Raw genomic sequence first — 24,935 nt, forward strand, 5'->3', positions numbered from 1 at the left:
GAATAGGCTGCACGAAGCCTGGATGCTGGGCGCGCTCGCCCGAATTCGCCGGCCGTACCGCCGAATCCGCTGCTCAGAGCAGCGAATCGAGAAATCGCCGCGGCAGCTCCGGCGCATCGGTATCGGCGTCCAGCGGCATCTCATGGCGCATGGTGCGCAGGATGTTCACCACGCCCGGCCCGGCATCGAGCAGCGGCCGGGACCAGCCCAGCCCGGCACAGCGGACCACCACCGGGGTGAGCACCGCGATGGACTCCCCGAGCCAACCGGAGACCGACAGGCATTCGGCCAGCAGCAGCGCCGCGTCGAGTTCGGCGCGCGGCCGATGCTGTTCGCGGATACGCGAATACAGGGCACGGGCGCGCTTGACCGCGGTGTCGTCGGTGCCGAGCGGGGCCAGGTCGTCGGTGGCGCGGTCCTCGCCGCGGTAGTGCCGGGCCAGCAGGGCGCGGATGGTGGCGATCTCCTCCGCCTCGGCGGCCAGCGCCGCCGCACCGGTGGCGTGCCGCAGCGGGCGGACCGCCGGGTCGGTGACCAGGCCCGCGGTCAGGGAATCGGCGGGCAGGCCCAGCCGCAGGCGCTCGGCCCGGACCTGGGCGGCCAGACGGGTGAGCCGGCGGTCGGCCGCGATGCGCGCGCCTTCGTCCAGCCGCGCCGCGGCGGTCTCCAGGTCACCGCGGACGGCCTTCACCCGGGCCCCGCTCACGAAGATGGTGACCAGGAAGTCCACCGGGCCGACCCGGGCGGTCAGTTCGTGGCTCTGATCCAGCAGCCGCTCGGCGCTGTCGAGGTCTCCACGCCGGTAGGCCACCTCGCCCAGCAGCGCGGCCGCCACCCGCGCCGAGTTCGAGCGCGACCCCGCGCGGTCGCGGGCGGTCTGCCACGCCTGCTCGAAACACCGGGTGGCGGTGTCGATATCGAGCTGCTCGTACGCGGCGGCGCCCTGCGCGCAGCGGCCGAACACCTCGCCCAGCGGATCGGCCGACCGCACGTGATAGGGCGCGGCCCACTCCTGCATGTCCCGGGCGCCCTCGAAGTCGAAGTCGCACAGGCGCACGAAGGAGGCCAGATTCGCGGCCGTCGACACCGTCCACGCCGGGAGGTCGTCGGCCAGCTTCAGGCATTCGGTGATCTTGTCGAGCACGCCCTCGGTGCGGTCGCGGGCCACCTGATCGGCGGCGGCCAGCACCGCCGCCTGACAGCGCTGGGTCACCGCCTCGGCGTCGTCGGTGCCACTGCGCGCCAGCATGTTCGACAACCGCCCCAGCGCGGTGCGGGCCGCACCGGACTGCTGCAGGTTCACATTGGCCCGGGCCAGCGCCATCAGCAGCTTGGAACGCGAAGTCACCTGCTGCACCGGCAGTTTCGACACCGTACCGAACAGGGTCGCCAGCCGGGAGCTGTCGATCAGGTCCATGCCGCCCTTCTCGACCAGGTCCAGCGCGTACTTCAGATCGGTGGCGGCCAGCGCGTGATCCACCGACTGCTTGATCAAATTGTGTTCCGCGAACCAGCGAGAGGCCTTGCCGTGCAACTTCTTCAGCTGCCCGGGCTGGGCGCGGTCCAGGCGGGTGCGCAGGTGCTCGGCCACCACCGGCTGCATCCGGTACCAGCTCGGATCGTCGGCAAGCCGGTGCACGAACAGTTCCCGCCGCTCGGCCTGATCCAGCAGATCGGCGGCGTCCTTCGCGCCGGACAGCGCCTCGGCCAGCGAGGCGTTCACACGTTCGGGAACCGCTATGGCACTGAGGAATTCGAGCATGCGCGGCTCGATGGTGTCGAGCACGTTCTCGGCGAGGTACTCGCGAATCGCCTTGTTGTCGCCGGAGAGTCCAGTGATCAACCGGTCCACGTCGTGGTCGGCCGACCGCAGCGACAGCCCCGCCAGCTGGATCGCGGCGGGCCAGCCGTCGGTGGCGGTGTGGATCTGTTCCACCTGCCGCTCGCTCAGCTTCAGCCCCATGCGCCCGACCAGGATCTGCCGGGTCTCCGCCTCGGTCAGCCGCAGCTGACGGGAGCCGATCTCCACCAGTTCGTCGGCCACCTGCAGGCGGCTCAGCGGCAGCCCGGCCCGCTCCCGGCTGGTGATGACGAAACGCAGGTCGTGCGAACAGTTGTCGAGCAGCGACTCCATCACCCGCTGCGCCCCCGCGTCGGTGATCCGATGCCAGTCGTCCACCACCACGACCACCGGGCTCCCGCTCGCCTGCACCTCGTCGATCAACGCCGACACCGCGTACGGCACCGCCTCGGCGGGCCGCTCCTCCAGCAACTGCTCGAGCCCCGCGCCGATCTCCGGCCGCACCTTGCGGATGGCGGCGATGATGTGGGCCAGCAGCCACACCTCGTTGTCGTCGTCACGGTCGATGCCGATCCAGGCCACCGCAACCCCGCGATCGGTGAGCTCGGCACACCACTGCGCGGCGACGGTGCTCTTGCCGAATCCGGCCGGGGCGTGGATCACCGCCAGCCGGCGGCGACCGCCCGCGCGCAGCGGTTCCAGCAGGCGCGGGCGCGGTATCGGCTCGCGCGCCGGCATCGGGGGCAGGAATTTCGTTGTGGCCGTGGGCGGCAGCGTATTGCCGACGGCCCCGAACTCGGTAGTGCCGGCGGCCCCGAACACGGCGCTGGGATTGCCCTGCGGGCGCAGCGTCAGCGAGCGGGTGCGCGGGGCGGTCACCACGGTGTGCGTCCGTCGGTGCGAATATGTCCGGGTGGCAGCGGAATCCGCGCCGTCCGCCCCGGGCTGTTCACCCTCGAGCAGCGCCATCTCGTCCGGGACCTGCCCGTGCTCGCCCTGCACGGTCCGCAGCAGCTCCCCGAATTCCACGGCGCTGCCGGGCCGATCACGCGGATCCGGCGACATGGCCGCCTCGATGGCCGCCGCCACGTCGGGCGGAATCTCGAGCTCCCGCAGATCCGGCACCGGCTGACTGGTGATGCGCAGGAACTGCGCCACGATCTTCTCCCCGGCCTGCCGTTCGAAGGCGGCGTGACCGGTCAGCAGCGCGAAGAGGGTGGATCCCAGCCCGTACACATCCGAGCGCACGGTCGGCTCGTCGCCCTTGAGCACCTCGGGCGCGGTGAACGCGGGCGAACCGGTGATCAGACTCGTCGAGGTGCGGAAACCCCCTGGGATGCGGGCGATTCCGAAGTCGGTGAGCTGCGGTTCCCCGTACCGGCTCAGCAGCACATTCGCCGGCTTCACATCCCGGTGCAGCACTTCGACCCGGTGCGCGGTCTCGATGGCCCCCGCCAGCTTCACCCCGACCCGAACCGAATCCGTCCAGGACAGCGGCCCGCTGTCCCGCACCACCTGTTCCAGGGAACCGCGGGTGGCATAGGGCATCACGATGAAGGGCCGCCCGCTGGGCGTCACGTCCACCTGCAGGATGTCGACGATGTTCGGATGCCCCGACAGCCGGCCCATGGCGTGTTCCTCGCGCAGGAATCGCTCCCGGCTCTCGTCGTCGATCTCGGTGGACAGCACCTTGACCGCCACCACCCGGTCCAGGGCGCGCTGGGCACAGCGGTATACCACCCCGAAACCGCCCCGGCCGATCTCCTGCGCGTCGAACAGGCCCATGGCCTCGAGCTCGTCGTCGAGGGTCATGGGAAGGTAGGACTGCGTGGAGTTCTCGGGAGGGGCCTGCTCACTCCGCGAGCCGCCCGGGCGCGCCTGTGGATTCATCTGGACCTGCCTCCGGTGTTCTCCCGCGCATATTCCAACGTAGCGCGGACCGGACGGGCGTGTGGACCTTTCACTCAGCTCCGGGTGTCCCGTCCGGTCCTCTTCACACACCTGTAAAACACCCGGCCCGGGTCGCGTATTCGCGACCCGGGCCGGGTGTTTCAGCGCAGGAGCGCCGTTATTACCTGCGTATTACTTGCGCAGCGAAGCCGGAACCTCGAAGCGGCTGCCGAACTTGGCGGCCAGCTCGTCGGCGCGGGCAACGAAGGCTTCCTGTCCACCCGGGTAGCCCACGATGAACTGGTGGGTACCGCCGGTCCAGGCCGGGAAGCCGATGCCGAAGATGGAGCCGATGTTGGCGTCGGCGGTCGAGGTCAGCACGTTCTCGTCGAAGCACTTCTGGGTCTCGATGGCCTCGGCGAACAGCATGCGGTCCTTGAGGTCCTGCAGGGTGACACCCTCGGGGAGCTCGGTGGAGGTCTTGAAGGTGGAGCGCAGCTCCGACCACAGACCGGTGGCCTTGCCGTCGGCGTAGTCGTAGAAGCCCGCGCCGCCGGCCTTGCCCTTGCGGTCGAACTCGCCCACCAGCTTGTCGAGGATCTGCGCGGTCGCGCCGGAGGCGGCGTCGATCTCGCCGCCGGCGGCGGTGATCGCCTCGGCGGTCTCCTTGTAGATCTTCTGCATGGTGGTGAAGTTCAGCTCGTCCGACAGCTTCAGCGGCGCCGCCGGGTAGCCCGCCTGCAGACCGGCCTGCTCGATGGTCTGCGGGTCGATGCCCTCACCGAGCATCATGATGGCCTCGTTGATGAACTTGCCGATCACGCGCGAGGTGTAGAAGCCGCGCGAGTCGTTCACCACGATCGGGGTCTTCCGGATGGCAAGGGTGTAGTCGTACACCCGGGCCAGCGCCTCGTCGGAGGTCTTCTCGCCCTTGATGATCTCGACCAGCGGCATCTTGTCGACCGGCGAGAAGAAGTGGATGCCGATGAAGTCCTCGGCCCGCTTCACTCCATTGGCCAGCAGGGTGATCGGCAGGGTCGAGGTGTTGGAGCCGAGCAGCGCGTCGGCATCCACGACGTCCTCGATCTCCTGGAAGACCTTGGCCTTCAGATCGGGGTTCTCGAACACGGCCTCGATGACGAAGTCGACGCCCGCGAAGTCGGCCGCGTCGGCGGTCGGCTTGATGCGGTCGAGCAGGGTCTTGGACTTCTCCTCGGTGGTCTTGCCACGCGAGAGCGCCTTCTCCTCGAGCTTGACCGAGTAGTCCTTGCCCTTGTTGGCGGCCTCGATGGTGACGTCCTTGAGGACCACGTCGATGCCCGCCTTGGCGGTGACGTACGCGATGCCCGCGCCCATCATGCCCGCGCCGATCACGCCGACCTTCTTGATCTCACGCTTCGGCACGTCCTTCGGACGCGAACCGCCGTTGTTGATGTGCTGCAGGTCGAAGAAGAACGCCTGGATCATGTTCTTGGCGACCGGACCGGTCAGCAGGGACACGAAGTAGCGCGACTCGATCAGCGAGGCGGAGTCGAAGTCGACCTGCGCGCCCTCGATGGCGGCGGACATGATCGCCTTGGGGGCGGGCATGTTCTGGCCCTTGAGCTGCTTGCGCAGGTTGGCCGGGAACGCCGGCAGGTTGGCGGCCAGCGACGGGGTGGAGGGGGTGCCGCCCGGGATCTTGTAGCCCTTGACGTCCCAGGGCTGCACGCCCGCCTCGGGGTTGGCCTTGATCCACGCCTTGGCGGCCGGGACCAGCTCCTCGACGGAGGCGACGGTCTCGTGAATCAGGCCGGTGGCCTTGGCCTTCTGCGCGTTGAACTTCTGGCCCTGCAGCAGCACGCCCATCAGGCCGTTCGCGATGCCGAGCATGCGGGTGATGCGGGTGACGCCGCCACCGGCCGGGAGCAGGCCCAGGGAGACCTCGGGCAGGCCCAGCTGCACGGCCTTGATGTCGGCCGCGATGCGGCGGTGGGTGGCCAGGGTGATCTCCAGGCCGCCGCCCAGGGCAGCGCCGTTGATGGCCGAAACCACCGGCTTGCCAAGGGTTTCCAGACGACGCAGGTCGTCCTTGATGAAGGTCAGTTCCTCCATGATGGCCGCGGCGTCCGCCGGGGTGGTCTGCATCATGTTCTTGAGGTCACCGCCGGCGAAGAAGGTCTTCTTCGCGGAGGTGATGACGACACCGGTGATGTCGTCCTTCTCGGCGACCAGGCGGTCCACCGTGGCCCGCATGGAGTCCTTGTAGAGCTGGTTCATGGTATTGGCGCCCTGGTTCGGGTCGTCCATGGTCAGCACGACGATGCCGTCGGCGTCCTTTTCCCAGCCGATCATGTTCTCGGTCATTGTTTTCGATTCTCCTGAAGATGAAAGTCGGTGGGCGTCAGACGCGCTCGATGATGGTGGCGACACCCATACCGCCGCCGATGCAGAGGGTGACCAGCGCGTAGCGCGCGTTGCGGCGGTGCAGCTCGTCGACCATGGTGCCGGTGATCATGGCGCCGGTGGCGCCCAGCGGGTGGCCCATGGCGATCGCGCCACCGTTGACGTTCAGCTTCTCGTCCGGGATGTTCAGGTCCTTCTGGAACTTGAGGACGACGGAGGCGAAGGCCTCGTTGATCTCGAACAGGTCGATGTCATCGACCGTCAGGCCCGCCTTGGCCAGCGCCTTGTGCGCGGCCGGGGTCGGACCGGTCAGCATGATGGTGGCGTCGGCGCCGGAGGTGCCGGTGGCGACGATGCGGGCGCGCGGGGTCAGACCCGAAGCGGCACCGGCCTCTTCGGAGCCGACCAGCACCAGCGCGGCGCCGTCGACGATGCCGGAGGAGTTACCGCCGGTGTGGACGTGCTCGATCTTCTCGACGTAGGTGTAGCGCTGCATGGCGACGGCGTCGAAGCCGCCCATGTCACCGATGCCGGCGAAGGCCGGGTTCAGCTTGCCCAGGTCGGCGGCGGTGGTGCCGGGACGCATGTGCTCGTCGTTGTCCAGGACGGTCAGGCCGTTGATGTCCTTGACCGGGACGACGGAGCGCGAGAAGTAGCCGTTCTTCCAGGCCTGCTCGGCCAGGTTCTGCGAGCGGACCGCGTAGGCGTCCACGTCGTCGCGGGAGAAGCCCTCGATGGTGGCGATCAGATCGGCCGAAATGCCCTGCGGCACAATGTAAGCGTTGTAGCTGGTCCACGGGTCCATGAACATGGCGCCACCGTCGGAGCCCATCGGCACGCGGGACATGGACTCCACGCCACCGGCCAGCACCAGGTCGTCGAAGCCCGAGCGGACCTTCGAGGCGGCCATGTTGACGGCCTCGAGGCCGGAGGCGCAGAAGCGGTTGATCTGCACGCCGCCGACGGTGTCGGGCAGGTTCGCGGTGAGCACGGTGGTGCGGGCGATATCGGCGCCCTGATCACCGACCGGCGAGACGACGCCCAGGATGATGTCCGAGATGCGGTCCTCGTCCAGGTTCGGGAACCGGTTCCGCAGCTCCTCGACCAGACCGGTGGTCAGGTCGATCGGCTTGACCGAGTGCAGCGAGCCCTTCCGGTTCTTGCCGCGCGGGGTGCGGATGGCCTCGTAAATGTAGGCCTCTGTGGTCATATCGGAGTTTTCCTCTCTTGGGTGCGCCGTCACCGCGTTGTGCGGGCAGTGCCATGGCTATAACCTCGCCGACCGGCCCCACGACCGATCGCCTAGACGCTGTACAAACAGCGTCCCGAGCAGGCTTGTCGACGCTCCGGAAGCCCGTACGCCCGGGCATACCTTAGAACCTCGCGAAACCGATACTCACGGCCACCCGATCATAGTACCGAACCATGCGAACTCCGGTTAACTTAAGTTGCCCCGCAGGGGAACTGTCAACCCTCGAGAGGTGTGGCCCCCAACTCCGACCGCAGCAGCGCTAGCGCCACCTCATCCGGGTCGCGGCGCTCCTCCGGAGGCACCGGCTTCGCCGACTCCTCCAGCATCTCCCGCTCCTCTTCCGGCGTAGTAGCAGGTGGGACGCCGTCATAACCTACCGGCGAGTAGTCACCCGGGCCCGGATCATCTGGAAGATCCGGCCCGTCAGGCAGTGGAATATCGTCCTCCGGCGGCGCGAACCGGGCACTGTTCGCATCGAACGGATCCCCGCCCCCCGGACCCGGATCCGCCGGTGCCGGAGCGGCCGGCGCCGCGGGTGCGGCGGTGCTCCCCCATCCACCGGCCGCCGCGGGCTCGGCGACCGGCGCGGCCGCGGCCGCCTTGGCCTGACTCGGCCGCGAGAACGTCGGCGCGGCCTTCTTGGGCGCGGGCTGCCCGCCCGCCGGGGCCCGCCCCGCCGCCGCCTTGGCCGCCGATCCGCCACCGGCCGGTCCCCCGACCTCCCACCGCACATCGTGGTCGCGCCCCAGCACGGCCCGCACCGCCGACCGCACCGCGTCCAGGTTCTGCGGCTGCGACAACCGCTGCGCCAGCGGCGCGTGCAGATGCGCGAAAACGATCGTCTGCCCTTCGACCCGAGCCACGCTGGCCCCGGTCAGCAGGGCCTGCACCGCCGCGCCGAAATCGCGCACCTTGGCACGGATATCCGCCCAGGCCGCCTCGATCTCCTGCAGCACGGCGTCGCCCGCGGGCGCGGTGTCCGCCGGAGCAGCGACCTCGGCCGGTGCCGCGACCGGCTCGGGCGCGGGGACAGGCTCCGGCTCGGGAGTAACGACCGGCTCGGCCTCGGCCACCGGCTCCGCGACCGGCGCGACCGCGATCGGATCGGCAACCGGCGCAACGGATTCGACCGCCACCGGCTCCGGCTCGGGTGCCACCGACGCGGGCACTGGTTCAGCGGCGGCCGGAACTGGCTGCGGCACAGGGCTTTCCGCTCCCAGGGTCGCCGCAACCTGTGGTGCGGCGCTGCCCACCGGGCTCAGTTCGGGCGGCCGGACCGCGATGCCGCCGGTGACGGCCTGCGGTGCGAGATCGGCGGCCGGGGCAGGAGCCGCCTGCGCCGGTGCGGGAGCGGCCGGCGCGGACGCCGTCTCGGCGACGGTAGCTGCCGTTGTGCCGGACTTTTCGGCGCGCAGCGCGGCCAGGGCCGCGGCTCCGCGCCGGCGGTTGTCGCCGTCGGCCGGGGGCACGGCGGGAGCGGCGGACGAGGCCGCGGCCTCGACAGCCGGGGCGGCCTGCGCCTGCTGCGGGGCAGCGGGGATTGCGCCGCTCGCCATTCGGCGCTCCAGCAGCTCGAGGCGCTGGAGGGTGGCGGTTTCGGCGTCGGAGGCGGCCGGAAGGAGCATGCGGGCGCTGATGACTTCGAGCAGCAGGCGGGGGTTGGTGGCGCCGCGCATGTCGCCGAGGCCCTCGTGCAGGAGTTCGGCGTGGCGGGCCAGGGTGGCGGCGCCGAGGCGCTCGGCCTGGGAGCGCATGCGGTCGATGACGTCGCCGGGGCCGGTGACCAGGTTGCGGTCGGTGGCGTCGGGGACGGCACGGAGCAGGATCAGGTCGCGCAGCCGCTCGAGCAGGTCGGTGGCGAAGCGGCGGGGGTCGTGACCCGCCTCCACCACGCGGTCGATGGTGCCGAACAGGGCCGCGCCGTCGGAGGCGGCCAGCGCCTCGATGGCGTCGTCGATCAGGGCGACATCGGTGACGCCCAGCAGCGAGACCGCGCGCTGATAGGTGACGCCGTCGGGGCCCGCGCCCGCCAGCAGCTGGTCCAGCACGCTGAGGCTGTCGCGCGGCGAGCCGCCGCCGGCGCGAATCACCAAGGGGTACACCGACTCTTCGACCTGCACCCCCTCCTGGTCGCAGATCTTGCCGAGCAGTCCGCGCATGGTGGCGGGCGGGAGCAGCCGGAAGGGGTAGTGGTGGGTGCGCGAGCGGATGGTGGGCAGCACCTTGTCCGGCTCGGTGGTGGCGAAGACGAAGATCAGATGGGCGGGCGGCTCCTCCACGATCTTGAGCAGCGCGTTGAAGCCCGCGGTGGTGACCATGTGCGCCTCGTCGACGATGAAGACGCGGTACCGGGATTCGGCCGGCGCATAGAAGGCGCGGTCGCGCAGTTCTCGGGTGTCGTCCACACCGCCGTGACTGGCGGCGTCGAGCTCGATGACATCGAGATTGCCGGATCCGCCCGGGCCGAGCGCCACACAGGACGAGCAGACGCCGCACGGCTTGGAGGTCGGGCCCTGTACGCAGTTCAAGGAGCGCGCGAGGATGCGCGCGGAGGAGGTCTTGCCACAACCGCGCGGTCCGGAGAAGAGATAGGCATGACTGATCCGCCCGGTGTCGAGCGCGATACTCAGGGGATCGGTGACGTGCTCCTGACCCACCACTTCAGCGAACGTTGCCGGTCGGTACTTCCGGTACAGAGCCACGTGGAGAGGTTACCGGGGCAGTCCGACAGGTGGACATGCGCCGCCGGGCCGGTCGACCGGTATGTCGGTTCCGTCCGGTGAACCATTCAAATTGTGATGCAAATCACATGCAATCCCAGAGTTAGGCCAGAACCGACCGACCCGGACGGATGTCTCGACAAGTCCATTAGCTAATTCTCAGCGCATTCTTACAATCAGTTGTCCAAAACCATCTACCAGCTACTTCACCAGATACAGACTTACGTTCTGTTTCAGCTCCACAGAGCGGACATAACGATCCAGTCAAACGATGCGGCAAGATCGCAATCGCTTGGCTACCGTGGGCAACGGCAACTTCGGTAGCCAAACCTTCATCAGGTTGGTCGCCCCGGCCGGTCCCTCATCCCGACCGGGGCACAACCAAATCTCCCGGAGGACATGCCTCGTGCCGTCGCATGACGTCATCGCCGCAGCCTGGCTCTCGAGTACCGAATTCGCCGGCGATTCCGCCGCGGTCGGACTGCTCAGCCGGGCCATCAGTCCGCACGATTACGACATCAAGCGCGACTCCCTACCCGTGTCCGCCGCCGCCGATCCGGCCACCGCGGGCGCGATTCTGGAACTGCTGCAGCGCGGCCAGGTGCCGACCCTGGCGGCGATACACACCCTCATCGTGCAGAACGACATGCGGGCCGAGGCCGACCGCATCGAGCGACTGGGCCGGCGGGCGCAGCGCAGCATCGACGATTTCGGGCGGGTGCTGGCGAAACTCACCGATGACTATTGGATCGCGCACGGCACCGGTCCGACCCGACGCGACATTCTGCTCTCCGAACCGGCGATCGCCCTGATCCGGGAGCGGGTGGGCGATATCCCACCGACCGCCATCAAGCATCTGTGGCTGATCGAGCGCGCCCAGCGCGCGGGCTGGATCGCCTACAACGCCACGCCCCGATCCCTGTGTGCCGGAAGGCGTTTCCATGCCGCCCGGTACGGTAATCGGGTGTCGCTGCGACCGGTGAACACCATCGGCCCGCTGGTGGCGGCCTATCTGCGGGACCAGCTGGCCGAGCACGGCCGCCCGCCACGCTGGTCGGTACTGGCCTATGAATTGCGCGACGACCGGGGGCGGCGCGTGTTCAACGACACAGCCGACGCCCGGACCCAGCAGCAGTGGCTCGTGACCGCCGACTGGATGGCACTCGACGACGGCAATCCGGTCCCCGGCCCGCGCGGATTGCGCGCGCTGGCCAAAAAAGTCAAGGATCATCGCAGCTAGGGCTGTTAACGGCAGGTATCCAAAGCCTCATTTTTGTAACAGCGCCTTAACGTGAGGATTCGGTAACTTCCACGAAACGCGATCACCGCGTGGAAGGAGTTACCGCATGACACCACCTCATCTCGACCCAGCGGCGACGGCCTGGCTGCTGGCCGCCACGGCGCTGGTGCTGCTGATGACACCCGGACTGGCGATCTTCTACGGCGGCATGGTGCGGTCCAGCGGTGTGCTCAACATGCTGATGATGAGCTTCATCTCGATTCCGCTGGTCGCGGTGGCGTGGCTGCTGTTCGGGTACAGCCTGGCCTTCGGGGATGACGCGGGCGACGGGATCATCGGCAATCTCGGGCATTTCGGGCTGGCCGGAATCGATCCGAACACGCTGCACGTGGTGGACAAGAGCGGTGCGGCGGTGCCGGAACTGTTGTTCGTCACCTTCCAGCTGACCTTCGCGATCCTGACCGTGGCGCTGATCAGCGGCGCGATCGCCGACCGCGCGAAGTTCTCGGCGTGGATGATCTTCGTGCCGGCCTGGGCGCTGATCGTGTACGCGCCGATCGCGCACTGGGTGTGGACGCCGGACGGCTGGCTGGCCAAGCTGGGCGCGCTGGATTACGCGGGGGGTCTGGTGGTCGAGATCGCCTCGGGCGCTTCGGCACTGGCCATGGCGCTGGTGCTGGGACCGCGGGTGGGCTTCAAGACCGATGCCATGCGTCCGCACAATCTGCCGTTCGTCCTGCTGGGCGCGGGCCTGTTGTGGTTCGGCTGGTTCGGTTTCAATGCGGGTTCGGCCCTGGCGGCCAATGGCATTGCCTCAGCGGTGTTCCTGAACACGCTGGTGGCGGGCTGTCTGGGCATGCTGGGCTGGCTGGTGGTCGAGGCACGGCGCGACGGCAAGCCGACCACGTTCGGCGCGGCCTCGGGTGCGGTGGCCGGTCTGGTCGCGATCACGCCGTCCTGCGGCGAGGTGAACACCACCGGCGCGGTGATCGTGGGTCTGGTTGCGGGCGTGGTGTGTTCGTTCGCGGTGAGCTGGAAGTTCAAGGGCAACTATGACGATTCGCTGGACGTGGTGGGCGTGCACTTCGTGGGCGGCATCGTGGGCACGCTGCTCATCGGCTTCCTGGCCTCGGCGGTCATGACCGGTGGGCCGAAGGGCCTGTTCTACGGCGGCGGACTGGGTCAGCTGGGCAAGCAGGCTGTGGGCGTGCTGGCCGTGGCGGCCTTCGCCTTCGGGGTGACCTTCCTGCTGGGCAAGGTGCTGGACAAGCTGATCGGCTTCCGGATCACCAAGGAGGACGAGATCGGCGGCATCGACTTCGCGCTGCACGCGGAGACCGCCTACGCCGAGGGCGTGCACGGGCACGCGCCGAGCCGGATCGGCAAGCCGCACGGGCACTGAGCTGTGCGATAGTTCGGGCACTGAGCTGTGCGATATTTCGGGCACTGAGCTGTGCGACATATAGGGCACTGAGCTGTGCGACATATAGGGCACTGAGCTGTCAGACCTTTCGAGCCCCGCTGCGTCTCGCAGCGGGGCTCGAATGCTTTGCGGTCCGGTTCAGTTCACCTTGCTCGCGGGGACGCTGAAGGTATTGCACTGGAGAGTGCGGTCCTTGTCGTACCCGATCTCGAACCAACCGCCCATGTTCTGGGCGGTGCCGTGGTCGCGCATGTCGCCGGGCCCGTCGCCGCGGTGGTAGGCGTCGTTGCGGGCCACGCCGATCTGGGCGCTGGTCAGCGAGCCGCCATTGCTGGAGGACGACAGGTACATGCCGTCGAAGCACTGGGCCTGCAATTCGGTCCGGCGGGACAGTTCCAGGCCGGTGTCGCTGCGGGAGCCGGCGTCGCGCCGCTGCTGGTGCACCTTGCCGAGAATGCCGGCCTGGGCCTGGACGTGATGGCCGTATTCATGGGCGAACACGGACAGGTAGACGACCCAGTTGTTGCCGAAGAGATCGGTTTGCAGCTGGCTGATCGGCATGTAGATGGTCATGTCCGCCGAGCAGTAGAAGGCCGCGAAATTGGTGCTGTTCCCGGTGCACAGGGTGGTGATTCCGCTGGTGTCGGCGGACACGTTCAGCTTGGGCGCCTCGAACGGCAGATTGATCTTGTCGAACAACGGTTTCCACGTCGAGTGCAGGCAGTCCGCCGCGGTTTCGAAGAACTTGCGCGCCACCTCGACCTGAGTGCCCCACGGCGCATAGGCGCACTTGGCGGGCAGCAGCGTGTAATCGGCATTGGTGAGCAGCGGGTTGTCGGCCGTGGCCGGGACGCCGCGGTTCTCGCCCGCATCCCCCGAGTAGGTGGTCTTGACGGTCGAGCCGGCGTTGATGGAATTCAGGCCGGTGGTGATGGCGGTGCGCAGCAGCACGCCGGTCACCAGCAGAACCAGGATCACCACCAGCACACCGATCCGGCCGCGGCGCGGCGGCGCGGGCCGGGTCATCGTGATCGCGCCGGTCGGCGGGGCGGCGGTGGGCGGCGGCATGGGTGCGCGGTAGGCGGGCCGGGCCGGGTAACCGAACGGCTGGCTGTAGCCGGGCGGCGGAAAGCCTTGGTGCGGTGGATATCCCGGCCGGGGCGCACCCGCAGCGGGCGGGGGCGGATATCCCGGGCGCTGGGCGGGATACCCGGGCGGCGGCGGAGTGGGCCGACCCGGCTGCGGCGAATATCCCGGCGGCCGTTGGTATCCGGGCGGCTGCTGCGACCCGGCCGGCGGGGGTGTGCCGCCCGGCGGCGGGCCACCGGCCGGATGCTGCCGCGGGACGGCGGGGAAGCCCTGCGGCACGGCGGGCTGCGGTGGATTGCCCTGCGGCACGGCGGGCTGCGGTGGATTGCCCTGCGGCACGGCGGGCTGCGGTGGATTGCCCGGCGGCACGGCGGGCTGCGGTGGATTGCCCTGCGGCGGCGGGGTTCCGCGCGGTGGCACGGGACGCTGGCCCGGGGGTGTCGGTCCGTGCTCGGACGGTGGGCGAGTCATCTCCCCCGCACCCCCTCGTTCCTCAGAGATAACCTGCCGGCTCCATAGACCTGTGACTTGCCGCTGAGGAAGGATAGCAAGCTGGCTAGAGTAGCCAGTCATGCAGATTTTTCGGGGGGCCGCCCTGGTCGCGCTGCTGCTCGCAGTGGCGGGTGTGGCGGCGCCGGCCGCGGTGGCGCAGCCGGCCGGTGTGGATATCACCGCCGAGGTGAATCTGGGCGACGACGGTCTGCTGCGGGTCACCGAAACCGTGAAAGTGCCCGAGGGCGGCGAGTTTCGGCAGGTGCTGCCGCTGCGGGTGCAGGTGGGCTCGGGCGTGCAGCGCAATTTTCAGGTGACCGACGTGTCCGCCGACGGGGACGGCGATGCCAAGGTCGCCGACGACCAGTTCACCATCGAGGCCCGGCCGGGTTCGGCGACCTTCAAGTACACGGTGCACAACACCGTCAGTGACGCTTCGGGCGCGCAGGTGTTCCAGTGGACCGGGGTGCTGAATACCGATGTGGCGTCGATCAATGCGACCGTGTCGAGCCCCAGCTTCCGCATGGGCATCACCAGGTGCACGGTGGGCCCGCCCGGAAATCCCCAGGACTGCGCGGATATTCGCGTGGAGCCGGACGGGTTCGCGCATCTGGAGAAGACCGACCTGCACAAGGGCGACATCCTGGATGTGACCTTGCAGCTGCCGCCGAGCACGGTCAAGGCGAATGCCGATGTGCGCGACGACAATGCGCCCGGCGCCTTCTCGCTGACCGGTCCGGTGTTCGCCGCGTTCGGCGTGCTGCTGGCGGCGCTGGCGGCGGCGGCCGGGTACGTGGTGTGGTCGCGGCGGTCAGCGCCGGCGGGCACCGAGGTGCTCGATCCGCTGGTGCGCGCGGGCGCCCATGTCCAGTTCACCTCGCCCGACGGGATGCTGCCGAGCACGGCCGGGCTGCTGCTCGATGGCCACGCCGATGTGCCCGATATGGCGTCGACCGTGGTGGATCTGGCGGTCCGCAACTATCTGTGGGTGAGCGCCGTCGGCGATTCGGATTGGCGTTTCTCCCGGGTGAATCCGCCCGACGAGCAGCTGACCGGCTACGAGCGCGCGGTGTACGCGGCGCTGATTCCGGAGGGCGTCGAGTCGGTGCTGCTGTCCGAGCGCAAGGGCCGGGTGGATGCCAGCGCGGTGCGGGCGGCGCTGATCGGGGATGCGGTGGCCGCCGGGGTATTCATCGACCGGACCCGCCGGGGTTTCGAGTTCTGGCTCGGCGTCGCGCTGATCCTGCTGGGGGTCATCGCGACCGTGGCGCTGGCCTTCGGCCCACAGCGGCACGCCCTGGTCGGGGCGGCCATCGCGCTCGGCGGGGTGGCGGCGCTGCTGCTGCCGCGTTATCTGCCCGCCCGCACGGCGCCGGGCCGGGAGCTGACCGGTCGCGTCCAGGCCATGCAGCGCGGACTGGACGCGATTGCGCCGCACCGCATTCCGGCCGCCGACCAGGAGCTGGTGTTCTCCCGTGCGCTGCCGTTCCTGGTGGCCGCGCGCCGCGGGGACCAGTGGGTGCGCACCTTCCGCGAGCTGGATCCGACGGCGGACGGGAGCCCGGGCCTGTACTGGTTCGGCGGCTTCGAGGGCGACCGCGCGCTGCAGCGTTTCGGCGCGCACTTCCCGTACTTCATCACGGCCGTCGAAGGGTTGTTCAGGACCGCCGACCAGCGCTGACCCGCTCGGAACGACCGATGCGCTGGTGGAGGGCCTGCAGCGCGCGTCGGGCGTAGGCGCGCACATCGGCATCGCTGTCCGTGCGGGCGGATTCGAGGGCGGTCAGGGCGGTGGCGGATTCCGGCCAGGTGCTGAGGGTCAGCACCGCGGCCTTGCGGATGTCGGGATGGATATCGGCGAGGGCCCGGCTCAGCGGTTCGACCGCTCGGTCCGGTCCGACCGCGGCCAGGCCGCGGGCTGCGGCTTCCCGGATCTGCCACGCCGAATCACCCAGTGCGGCGGTCAGTGCCGTGGCGTCGGAGTCGGCGCCCAGTCGTGACAGCGCGGTGAAGGCGGCCGCCCGGACCAGCGGGTCGCGGTCCGCGGTGAGGGCTCGGACAGTGTCTGCGCCACCGCGTCCGATGGTGGCCAGGCCGCGCGCGGCGGCCATCCTGACCTCGCGATTGTCGTCGTGAGCGGCGGTGGTCAGGGCGGTCCAGTCGTCCAGGGAGACCAGGGCGTGCACGGCCTGGATGCGGACGCGGTGGTCGGCGTCGACGGCGGACTTGGCGAAGAGCGCCGCCGAGCCGGACCGCAGGGCGCGCAGCAGATCCACCACCGCGGCACGCACGATCGGGTCCGGGGAATCGGCGTGCGGCGCGAGACCGGTTGCAGCGGGCAGGATTTCGGCTAGTTCCCGCAGGCCGGACACGGCGGCCGAGCGCACCTCGGAGTCCTCGTCCGCGAGCGCCGCGATCAGTTGGTCGGCGAATCCGTCCGGCGTGTGCTCGGTGAGCACCGCCAGGGCGGTGGCGCGGACCCGGGGATCCGCGTCGGAGAGGAACGGCAGCAACTCCGGGATACCGGGTGCGTCGAGGCTCAGCAGTGACGCGATCCGCGGTGCCACAATGTCTTTCGTCACGATGCCCGCGGCCGGGGTGTGGGAGCGCACCTGCGCCCCGAGGTTGGGCGGGGTGCCGATGAGGGCGGGCTGATCCACCGGGATGACGGCGTCCTCGGTGCCGGGCAGGTCGTCCAACCCGGGCACCGGAACGAAATATGGTGCGACCGGACGCTTCAGGAATTCCATCCGGCCATCGGCGGTCTTGCGCAGGTTGAGGTGGTACCGCCATTCGACGTCGTCGCGTTCCGGCAGGTCGGCGCGCTCATGGTAGAGACCCCAGCGGGATTCGGTGCGGGTGAGCGAGGAACGGGCGGCCATGTCGGCGCAGTCGCGAATGAAGGTGACCTCGGCGCAACGCATGAGCTCGTGCGGAGTGCGTGCGCCCATGGCGGTGAGATCATCGAGCATGCGGTCGAAGGTCTCGATGGCCAGGGAGAGTTTGGCGGCAGTCTTGGGCGGGGCCACATAGTCGTTCACGAACCGCCGCAGTTTGTATTCGACCTGCTGCTGTGGCGGCCCGTCGGGATTGCGCAGCGGACGGTAGACGAGTTCGTGGGCGGCGGCGAGCTGGTCGGTGGGCAGCTCGGCGGGAGCGGTGACCTCGCTCAGGGTGGATGCGGCGTGCGCACCGGCCAGGTCGCCGTAGACGAACGCGCCGATCATGTAGTTGTGCGGGACGCAGGCCAGATCACCGGCGGCGTAGAGGCCGGGCACGGTGGTGCGGGCGTGTTCGTCGACCCAGACGCCGGAGGCGGAATGCCCGCTGCACAAACCGATTTCGGAGATGTGCATCTCGATGTCGTGGGTGCGGTAGTCATGGCCGCGATTGGCGTGGAAGGTGCCGCGGGTGGGGCGTTCGGTGGTGTGCAGGATGCCCTCGAGGGCGTCGAGGGTCTCCTCGGGCAGGTGTGAGACCTTGAGATAGATGGGGCCGCGCGCGGATTCGATCTCCCGCTTCACCTCGGACATCATCTGACCGGACCAATAGTCGGAGTCCACGAAGCGCTCGCCGAGGGCATTGACCTGGTACCCGCCGAACGGGTTGGCCACATACGCGCAGGCCGGGCCGTTGTAATCCTTGATGAGCGGGTTGATCTGGAAGCATTCGATGCCCGAGAGCTCCGCGCCCGCGTGGTAGGCCATGGCGTAGCCGTCGCCGGCATTGGTGGGGTTCTCGTAGGTGCCGTAGAGGTACCCGGAGGCGGGCAGCCCGAGGCGGCCGCACGGTCCGGTGGCCAGAATGACGGCCTTCGCGCCGACCGCGACGAATTCACCGGTGCGCGTGTTCAAGGCGGCCGCGCCGACGGCACGCCCGTTCTCGGTGAGCACCCGCACCGGCATCAGCCGGTTCTCGATTCCGATGCGCTCGCGCATCTTCCGCTGCCGCAGCACTCGGTACAGCGCCTTCTTCACGTCCTTGCCCTCCGGCATGGGCAGCACGTACGACCCGGACCGGTGCACCCGGCGCACGGCGTATTCGCCGTAGGCGTCCTTCTCGAATTTCACGCCATAGCGTTCGAGCCGCTGCACCATGGCGAAGCCGCGGGTGGCGGTCTGATAGATGGTGCGCTGGTTGACGATGCCGTCATTGGCGCGGGTGATCTCGGCGACGTAGTCCTCGGGTTCGGCCTTGCCGGGAATGACGGCATTGTTGACGCCGTCCATGCCCATGGCCAGCGCGCCGGAGTGGCGGACGTGCGCCTTCTCCAGCAGCAGTACGTTCGCGCCCGCTTCGGCGGCGGTGAGCGCGGCCATGGTGCCGGCGGTGCCGCCGCCGATCACCAGCACGTCGCAGTCGAGACGGGTGGTGTCGGCGAGATCGGGGATGTCCATCAGGCGGGTACCTCCGTGAGATCGCCCGAATGGTCCAGGGCGGTGATGATTTCGGCGCGCAGGCCGGTGCGGTCCACACCGAGTTCGCGTGGGCGCGGGACGTCGAGGACGGCGCGCAGTGGTTCCCCGGCACGGCCCAGGACGGCGATCCGGTCGCCGAGCGACAGCGCCTCGTCCACGTCGTGGGTGACGAAGACGATGGTGGTGGGATGTGTGCGCCAGGTATCGATCAGCAGGCGCTGCATGGTGTTTCGCGTCCGGGTGTCGAGGGCACCGAACGGTTCGTCCATCATGACCGCGCGGGGCGCGCCGGCCAGGCCGCGGGCGAGTTGCACACGCTGGCGCATGCCGCCGGACAGCGACTTGGGCAGGAAGCCGGCGAAGTCGGTGAGGCCGATCTCCTCGATCCAGCGGTCGGCCAGTGCGCGACGGCCCGCGCGGGGCTCGCCCCGGAGTTTCAGCGCCAGTTCGATATTGGCGCGCACACTCTTCCACGGCAGCAGGGCGTTGTCCTGGAAGACGACGGCGCGGTCGCGGTCGGTGCCGGTCACCTCGACGTCGTCGGCCAGCACCCGGCCGGCATCCGGACGCAGCAGGCCGGCCAGGGCGCGCAGCACCGTGGACTTGCCGCAGCCGGAGGGGCCGGTGAGGATCAGGATCTCGCCGGGGCGCACCTGGAGCGACAGGTCGGTGATGACCGGGGCGCCGGTGTAGGACAGGCGCAGCCGGTCCATGGTCAAACCGATTCCAGCGGTGCTCATTTCACCGTCTCCTGTCCGCGCGGCAGCCAATGGGTGACGCGCCGCCCGAGCAGCTCCACGGCGGCGGAGGTGGTGTAGCCGAGCACGCCGATGGTGATGATGCCGACGAAGACGCCCGGGTAGTCGACGATGGTGTACGCCTGCCACGTCCGGTAGCCGACACCCAGGCGGCCCGAAATCATCTCGGCCGACACCACGCAGATCCAGGCCACGCCGATGCCGACCGACAGGCCGCTGAACACGCCGGGAAGGCTGCCGGGCAGCACCACTCGCCACAGCACGTCCCACCGGGTGCCGCCCTGGGTGCGCACCGATTCCTCCCAGATGGTCGGCAGCGCCCACACCGCGTGCCGGGTGGCGACCATGACCGGGAAGTAGGCGGCCAGGAAGGTGATGAACACGATGCCGGCCTCGCCGTCCGGGAACAGCAGGATGGCGACGGGCACGATGGCGATGGCCGGGATGGGCCGCGCGAGTTCGGTGAGCGGACCGAGGATGTCGGCGAACCAGCGCGAACGGCCCAGTGCCACACCGCTGCTCACGCCGAGCACGGCGGCCAGGCCGAAGCCGGTGAGGATACGGATGAGCGACTGGCCGAGGTCGAGGTAGTAGGTGTCGGTACCCAGCTGATGCCGGAGCGCGTGCACGATCTGGGTGACGGTGGGCAAAGTGTCGAATCGCACCCAGAGCCGGATGTGCTGCGAGGTCAGGAACTGCCAGACCCCGATCGCGCCGACGACCGACAGGATGCGGATCAGCCGCGAGGACCGCACCGCCCGTCCGGCATGCGCTCGGGCCGGCGCGGCCGCGGGTCCGGGGACGGTGAGTGACGCTTCCAGGGGAGCGACGGCTGTGGCACTCATGACAGCACCGCCCCTGGCGTGCCCGACGCGCTCACTGCCGCACCTCGTTCACCGCGTCGTCGTAGCCGATGGCCTTACCGCTCGGGTGCTGCGCCAGGTAGCGCAGCACGGCCGCGGGCGTGGAGAACGGCAGGTAGGTGTCGCCATCGTGCACCCACAGTGCCTTGTCCGCGAACCAGCGGGTGCCGAGCTCGGCGTCGGGGACGTAGGCGGCGCGTACCGTCTTGCCCTGTGCACGCGCCTGTTTCACCGCGCGCAGCAGGCTGGTGGGGTCGGCCGCGGGCTGGGTGGTGTCCTGGCGGGCGAACCAGATCTCGCTCGCCAGTGCGGGATTCGAGGCGGGACGGCCGGCGACCGGGTCGGTGCCGGTAATGGGCGCCGGGTTGGCGGTGCTGGCCAGTTCGGTCTCGTAGTTCAGGCCACGTTCCTGGTAGACCTGCTTCAGGGCGGTCGGATCGACGAACTTGTCGATGTCGAAGTCGGCGAAGTCGCCGATCGACTTCAGGTACGGCACATCGCCTTTGAAGGCACTGACCAGCGCGGGTTTCAGCGTGGTGTCGAAGGAGGTTCCGCCCGGCCCGTTGTAGAGGTACACGACTTCCTGGGGCAGCCCGGTGTCGTCGGCGACGATCTTCGCCGCTTCCAAGGGGTGCTGGTGGATGAAATCGGTCGCGTCCAGCTGAGCCTGCAGGAAGGCATCGAGCACCTCCGGGTGCTGGGCGGCGTAATCGCGGCGGGCCACTACGCCGTGGAAGGTGGGCACGTTCAGCTCCGCGCCGTCGTAGAGGAGTTTGGCCTTGTTCTGGAAGACCAGCAGGCCGGGCCAGGCCACGAACTGCGACACCGCCGCAACCTGACCGGATTCCAGTGCCGAGGAACCGATCTGGGGCTGCTGGTTGAGGACCTCCACCCCGTTCTTGGGATCGATGCCCGCGCGGGTCAGCGCCTGCACCAGCGTGCCGTGGCCGGCCGAGCCGACGCTGGCCGAAACCTTCTGCCCGGCCAGGTCCTTGATCGACCGCGCCTTGGAGTCGGGCCCGACCACCACCATGTTCAGCGCGCCCTTGGGGTTGTAGCCGGTGATGGAGACCAACTCGGTCCTCGACCGCTCATTGGCCTGGGTGCGGGAGCCGTTGATCAGCAGCGGATAGTCACCCATGGAGCCGATGTCGATCTTCTCCGCGACCATCTGCGCGGTGATGGGCGCGCCGGTGTCGTAGTCCTGCCACTCGACCTGATACTTGTGGCCGCTCAGGGCGTTCAGGCGCTGTTCCAGAAAGCCCTTGGCCTTCAACAGGGTTCCGGCGGTGACGGTATTGATGGTCTTGGACTGGTAGCCGATGACAACCTTGACGGTGTCACCGCCGCCGGTGCTCTCGAGCGAGCAGCCGGACGCGGTCAGGGAGAGGGCGGCGGCCAGGGCGGCCGCGGCGAGGCGGGCGGGGTGGTTCTCACGAAGGGTCGACAGCATGGGTTTTCCTCAACGCAGCAGGTAGGGCATGTTGACGGTGACGGCGCCGGTGGGACAGCGGGCCGCGCAGGGACCGCAGTACCAGCACTCGTCGACGTGCATGTACGCCTTGCCGTTGTCCGGGTTGATCGCCAGCGAGTCCAGCGGGCAGATCTCGACGCACAGCGTGCAGCCCTGGATGCACAGCGATTCGTCGATGGTCACCGGCACGTCGGCCCGGTGCTCGACCACAGCCATCTAGATCAACCTCCAGTCGATGCCCGCTTCGGCACCCGGTGAGAACTCCGGTGGCCGGATCAGGCTGCCGCGCATGGTGATCCGGTCCCCGCGCATGCGGATGTATTCCAGGTCGACCGGGCGGCCGTCCTCGAGTTTGGTGAGCCGCTCAAGCAGCAGCAGCGCGCCGCCCTCCGGCATCTGCAGGGTCATGGCCGAATGGGCGTCGGCGGTGATGGCCTCGAGCGCGAGATCGGCGGAACCGAGTGGGCCGCCGCTGATCTGCTCGATGAGGGCGAAGACGTCATTGGTCTCGAGATCGCGGGTGACGACCTCGTCGCCGATGTCGGGGGCCAGATAGGTGAGGTCCAGGCTCAGCGGCAGGTCGCCGAGGTACCGCAGGCGCTCGATATAGACGGCCTGTGCGCCGGGTTCGAGCCGCAGCTTGCGGGCGACCGCGGGCGGCGGCAGGAGCCGCCGGGCCGCGCGCACCTCATTGCGGACCTCGCCGTGCCCGCGCAGCGTCTCCTTCAGACCGAGCAGGGCGTCGAGTCCGTGGTCGTATTTGCGCTGGGCGACATGGGTGCCGATCTTCGGGGCGCGTTCGATCAGGCCCTCGTCCTTGAGCAGAGCGAGGGCGTCGCGGATGGTGTTCCGCGACACCGAGAATTCGGCGGCCAGCTCGTGTTCCGGGGACAGCGCCCCCTCGAACGCGCCCGCGTGAATCTGCTGACGCAGCACATCGGCGACCTGACGGGCACGATCGGCCCGGCGCAGGGGTGCGCGCAGCGGTACCGGTTCCGGCGACACCTCGACTCCTCTCAACGCCTTTGACCTGTGGTTTCAGAACTGTAGAGGCGATGCGGGAGGGCGCCGGGACACTCACCGGAGGGCCGCGCGGGCGGTGCGTTTCTCCGCCGCCCGGCCGGGCGCGCGGCCTGCCGAAATGGCGGTGATTCGAGCTATTGCGCCACCGTGACCCGGGGTAGGGGACTTGGAATCACGGTGAGCGGAATGTGTGCACCGGACCCGGGTCCGGAGTGGGTCGGGACAGGCCCGTTTTCTCGAGATGCGGGACGGCGCCGTGGCGTGCACCACATTTTCACGCGACTGTGCCCGGCCGGGCCGATGGCGTGAAATATCAACCGGTACAAAAGATTCGGCCACAGTGGAGGTTGTTCGGAGGGTTTGCAGCCGAGGCGGCCCGACAGGCCCCGGGCTGCCGGGACGGACACGCACGCCTTCCGTTCGTCGTGATCGGAATGATACTTTGATCCTATGTCTGCCAGTCGCCCTCTCTCCGCGCCGCGGGTCACCTACGTGACCATCGCGCTGGGCGTTCGGCTGCCGCGGCAACGGGAACTGTGTTGTCCCTGCCGTCGCGCAGCCGAGTTCTGACCCGGATCGTTCGAACGTCACCGCTCACCCGGATCCGGGTTCCTCGCTGCACCGCTGATTCCTCCATGTAGGCATTCGTCCCCCTGTCGGCAGGCGGGACCGCAGCAAGGATTGCGAAAAATGTCCAGCCCCACGCTCGAACGTCCCCATACCGCCGTCTCCGCCGCGACCGCACGGCTGGCTCCGGCCCGCCCGGCGGTGCCGCCGGAGCTGCGCATCACCGACAATCCGGCGGCCGCCGTGCTGCGCGCCGCCACCCGCGGACCCATCTTTCGCGATATCGCCGCGCAGGCCACGGGCCTGAGCATCGCCACCGTGAATCGCCAAGTGTCCGCGCTGCTTTCGGCCGGACTGCTGCGGGAGCGCGCCGATCTGACCGCCTCCGGCGCGGTGGGCCGTCCGCGGGTGCCGTTCGAGGTCGACACCGACACGTACGTGACGCTGGGTGTGCACATCGGCTTCACCGTCACCCGCATCGTGGCCGCGGACCTGTCCGGCCGCATTCTGGGCGGGCTCGAAATCGCCACGCCCCAAACGGGTCAGGACGCGGCGCTGACCATAGTGGCCCGCAGCGCCAAGGCGTTCCTGGACCGGCTGCCGCGGCGGCGGCCGCTGTGGACCGGCGTGGCGCTGGCCGGGCGGGTGGATCCTGCCGCGGGCGTGGTGGACCATCCCCGCCTGGGCTGGCAGGCCGCGCCGGTAGCGGCGGTCTTCAGCAGCGTACTGGATCTGCCGGTCTCGGTATCCGCGCACGTCGAGGCGATGGCCGCGGCGGAGCTGTTGCTCACCCCGCGCGAGCCGGGCGAGGAGGCGCGACCGGGCAGCAGCCTGTTCGTCTACGCCCGCGAAACCGCCGGTGTGGCAGTGACATTGCACGATCGGGTGCACACGCCCGCCAACGGCCCGGGCTCGATCGCGCACCTGCCGACCGGGTCGGAGGTGGATTGCACCTGCGGCCGTCGCGGCTGCCTGGAGGCCGCCATCGGTGAGCGCGCTCTGCTGGAGCGCGCGGTACGCAAGGGCGTGCTGCCCAAGCCGGAGGCCCCGCGCCGCCCGGCGATCACCGATCTGTACCGGGCCGCGGACTCGGGCAATGCCGCCGCCCGCGACCTGCTCATCGAGCGGGCCGAAATCCTGGGCCGCACCGCGGCTCTGGTCCGCGACATGTTCAATCCGGACCGGGTGGTGCTGGGCGGTCAGGCGTTCACCGGCTGGCGGCCCGGCATGGAGCGGGTCGCCAAGGCCTTCGCGGAGTCGACCACCCTGCCGGCGGCGGATCTGCGGATCAGCCGATTCGGCGGTCGGGTGCAGGAATTCGCGGCGGCGGTGACCTCGGTGAGCGTGTTCTACGCCGATCCGTTGTCGGCCATGCGCCGGGCCACCCGGGCCCGCTAACCCGATACGACGGAATCCCCGCCGGTGCGTCCGGCGGGGATTTCTTTGTGGCCGAAGGGGGTCGGACCGGACGGTCCACGGTCCGGCCCGACCCCCGGTCCCGCACGCACGCGAGGCCCTTGCGCGCGCTGCGGGTTTCCCC

Annotated in this window: 15 protein-coding genes; 4 read left to right on the forward strand and 11 right to left on the reverse strand. The window is 69.3% G+C overall.

The genetic code is table 11. The annotated features are described in order from the left end of the window. Nucleotides 1-73 precede the first annotated feature (73 nt). The 4 genes from ACIRRA_RS06450 to ACIRRA_RS06465 form a co-directional block, all read right to left on the reverse strand. Nucleotides 74-3,691, reverse strand: coding sequence for a protein kinase (locus ACIRRA_RS06450; protein WP_402763945.1), 3,618 nt, complete (start codon nt 3,689-3,691; stop codon nt 74-76). A 192-nt stretch (nt 3,692-3,883) separates the two neighbouring features. Continuing rightward, a complete protein-coding gene (locus ACIRRA_RS06455; protein WP_402763947.1) occupies nt 3,884-6,037 on the reverse strand; it encodes a 3-hydroxyacyl-CoA dehydrogenase NAD-binding domain-containing protein in 2,154 nt (717 codons plus the stop codon). Between the two features lie 37 nt (nt 6,038-6,074). Next, complete coding sequence (locus tag ACIRRA_RS06460; RefSeq protein WP_402763950.1) at nt 6,075-7,286, reverse strand: acetyl-CoA C-acetyltransferase; 1,212 nt, start codon at nt 7,284-7,286, stop codon at nt 6,075-6,077. A 257-nt stretch (nt 7,287-7,543) separates the two neighbouring features. Further along, nucleotides 7,544-10,030 (reverse strand): DNA polymerase III subunit gamma and tau, encoded by a 2,487-nt coding sequence (locus tag ACIRRA_RS06465; protein WP_402763952.1) that lies wholly within the window; start codon nt 10,028-10,030, stop codon nt 7,544-7,546. Nucleotides 10,031-10,454: 424 nt separating this feature from the next. On the opposite strand from ACIRRA_RS06465, the gene ACIRRA_RS06470 reads away from it, so the two are divergent. Continuing rightward, nucleotides 10,455-11,288, forward strand: a complete 834-nt coding sequence (locus ACIRRA_RS06470) for a hypothetical protein (protein WP_402763955.1) — start codon at nt 10,455-10,457, stop codon at nt 11,286-11,288. Between the two features lie 106 nt (nt 11,289-11,394). Further along, nucleotides 11,395-12,690 carry an ammonium transporter gene (locus ACIRRA_RS06475; RefSeq protein ID WP_402763956.1) on the forward strand — a complete coding sequence of 432 codons (1,296 nt, stop codon included), beginning with the start codon at nt 11,395-11,397 and terminating at the stop codon, nt 12,688-12,690. Nucleotides 12,691-12,849: 159 nt separating this feature from the next. Here ACIRRA_RS06475 and ACIRRA_RS06480 read toward each other — a convergent pair whose 3' ends face one another. Beyond that, nucleotides 12,850-14,271 carry a neutral zinc metallopeptidase gene (locus tag ACIRRA_RS06480; protein ID WP_402763959.1) on the reverse strand — a complete coding sequence of 474 codons (1,422 nt, stop codon included), beginning with the start codon at nt 14,269-14,271 and terminating at the stop codon, nt 12,850-12,852. Between the two features lie 100 nt (nt 14,272-14,371). Between ACIRRA_RS06480 and ACIRRA_RS06485 the strand changes: the two genes are divergently transcribed. Then, the gene (locus tag ACIRRA_RS06485) at nt 14,372-15,973 is read left to right on the forward strand and encodes a DUF2207 family protein (protein WP_402763962.1); all 1,602 of its coding nucleotides are present in this window, start codon (nt 14,372-14,374) and stop codon (nt 15,971-15,973) included. Here the strand turns inward: ACIRRA_RS06485 and ACIRRA_RS06490 are convergent. From ACIRRA_RS06490 to ACIRRA_RS06515, 6 genes are read right to left on the reverse strand one after another with little or no spacing between them, the layout of a single operon-like run. Next, complete coding sequence (locus tag ACIRRA_RS06490) at nt 15,951-18,689, reverse strand: fumarate reductase/succinate dehydrogenase flavoprotein subunit (RefSeq protein ID WP_402763964.1); 2,739 nt, start codon at nt 18,687-18,689, stop codon at nt 15,951-15,953. The two genes, ACIRRA_RS06485 and ACIRRA_RS06490, sit on opposite strands and share 23 nt — an antisense overlap. Continuing rightward, nucleotides 18,689-19,450, reverse strand: a complete 762-nt coding sequence (locus ACIRRA_RS06495; protein WP_402763967.1) for an ABC transporter ATP-binding protein — start codon at nt 19,448-19,450, stop codon at nt 18,689-18,691. The genes ACIRRA_RS06490 and ACIRRA_RS06495 overlap by 1 nt, the downstream gene beginning before the upstream one ends. Further along, nucleotides 19,447-20,313 carry an ABC transporter permease gene (locus ACIRRA_RS06500; protein WP_402763969.1) on the reverse strand — a complete coding sequence of 289 codons (867 nt, stop codon included), beginning with the start codon at nt 20,311-20,313 and terminating at the stop codon, nt 19,447-19,449. Before ACIRRA_RS06500 ends, ACIRRA_RS06495 begins: the two co-directional genes overlap by 4 nt. Nucleotides 20,314-20,344: 31 nt before the next feature. Continuing rightward, complete coding sequence (locus tag ACIRRA_RS06505; protein ID WP_402763971.1) at nt 20,345-21,784, reverse strand: ABC transporter substrate-binding protein; 1,440 nt, start codon at nt 21,782-21,784, stop codon at nt 20,345-20,347. 9 nt (nt 21,785-21,793) lie between these two features. After that, nucleotides 21,794-22,021: a ferredoxin family protein gene (locus tag ACIRRA_RS06510; RefSeq protein WP_040853885.1), complete on the reverse strand. Its 228-nt coding sequence runs from the start codon at nt 22,019-22,021 to the stop codon at nt 21,794-21,796. Beyond that, nucleotides 22,022-22,810, reverse strand: coding sequence for a GntR family transcriptional regulator (locus tag ACIRRA_RS06515; RefSeq protein WP_402763974.1), 789 nt, complete (start codon nt 22,808-22,810; stop codon nt 22,022-22,024). 708 nt (nt 22,811-23,518) lie between these two features. Between ACIRRA_RS06515 and ACIRRA_RS06520 the strand changes: the two genes are divergently transcribed. Then, nucleotides 23,519-24,793: an ROK family protein gene (locus ACIRRA_RS06520; protein ID WP_402763976.1), complete on the forward strand. Its 1,275-nt coding sequence runs from the start codon at nt 23,519-23,521 to the stop codon at nt 24,791-24,793. The last annotated feature ends 142 nt before the right edge of the window (nt 24,794-24,935 follow it).

Origin of the sequence: Nocardia sp. NPDC101769 (assembly GCF_044766925.1) — a bacterium.
GTDB lineage: Bacteria > Actinomycetota > Actinomycetes > Mycobacteriales > Mycobacteriaceae > Nocardia.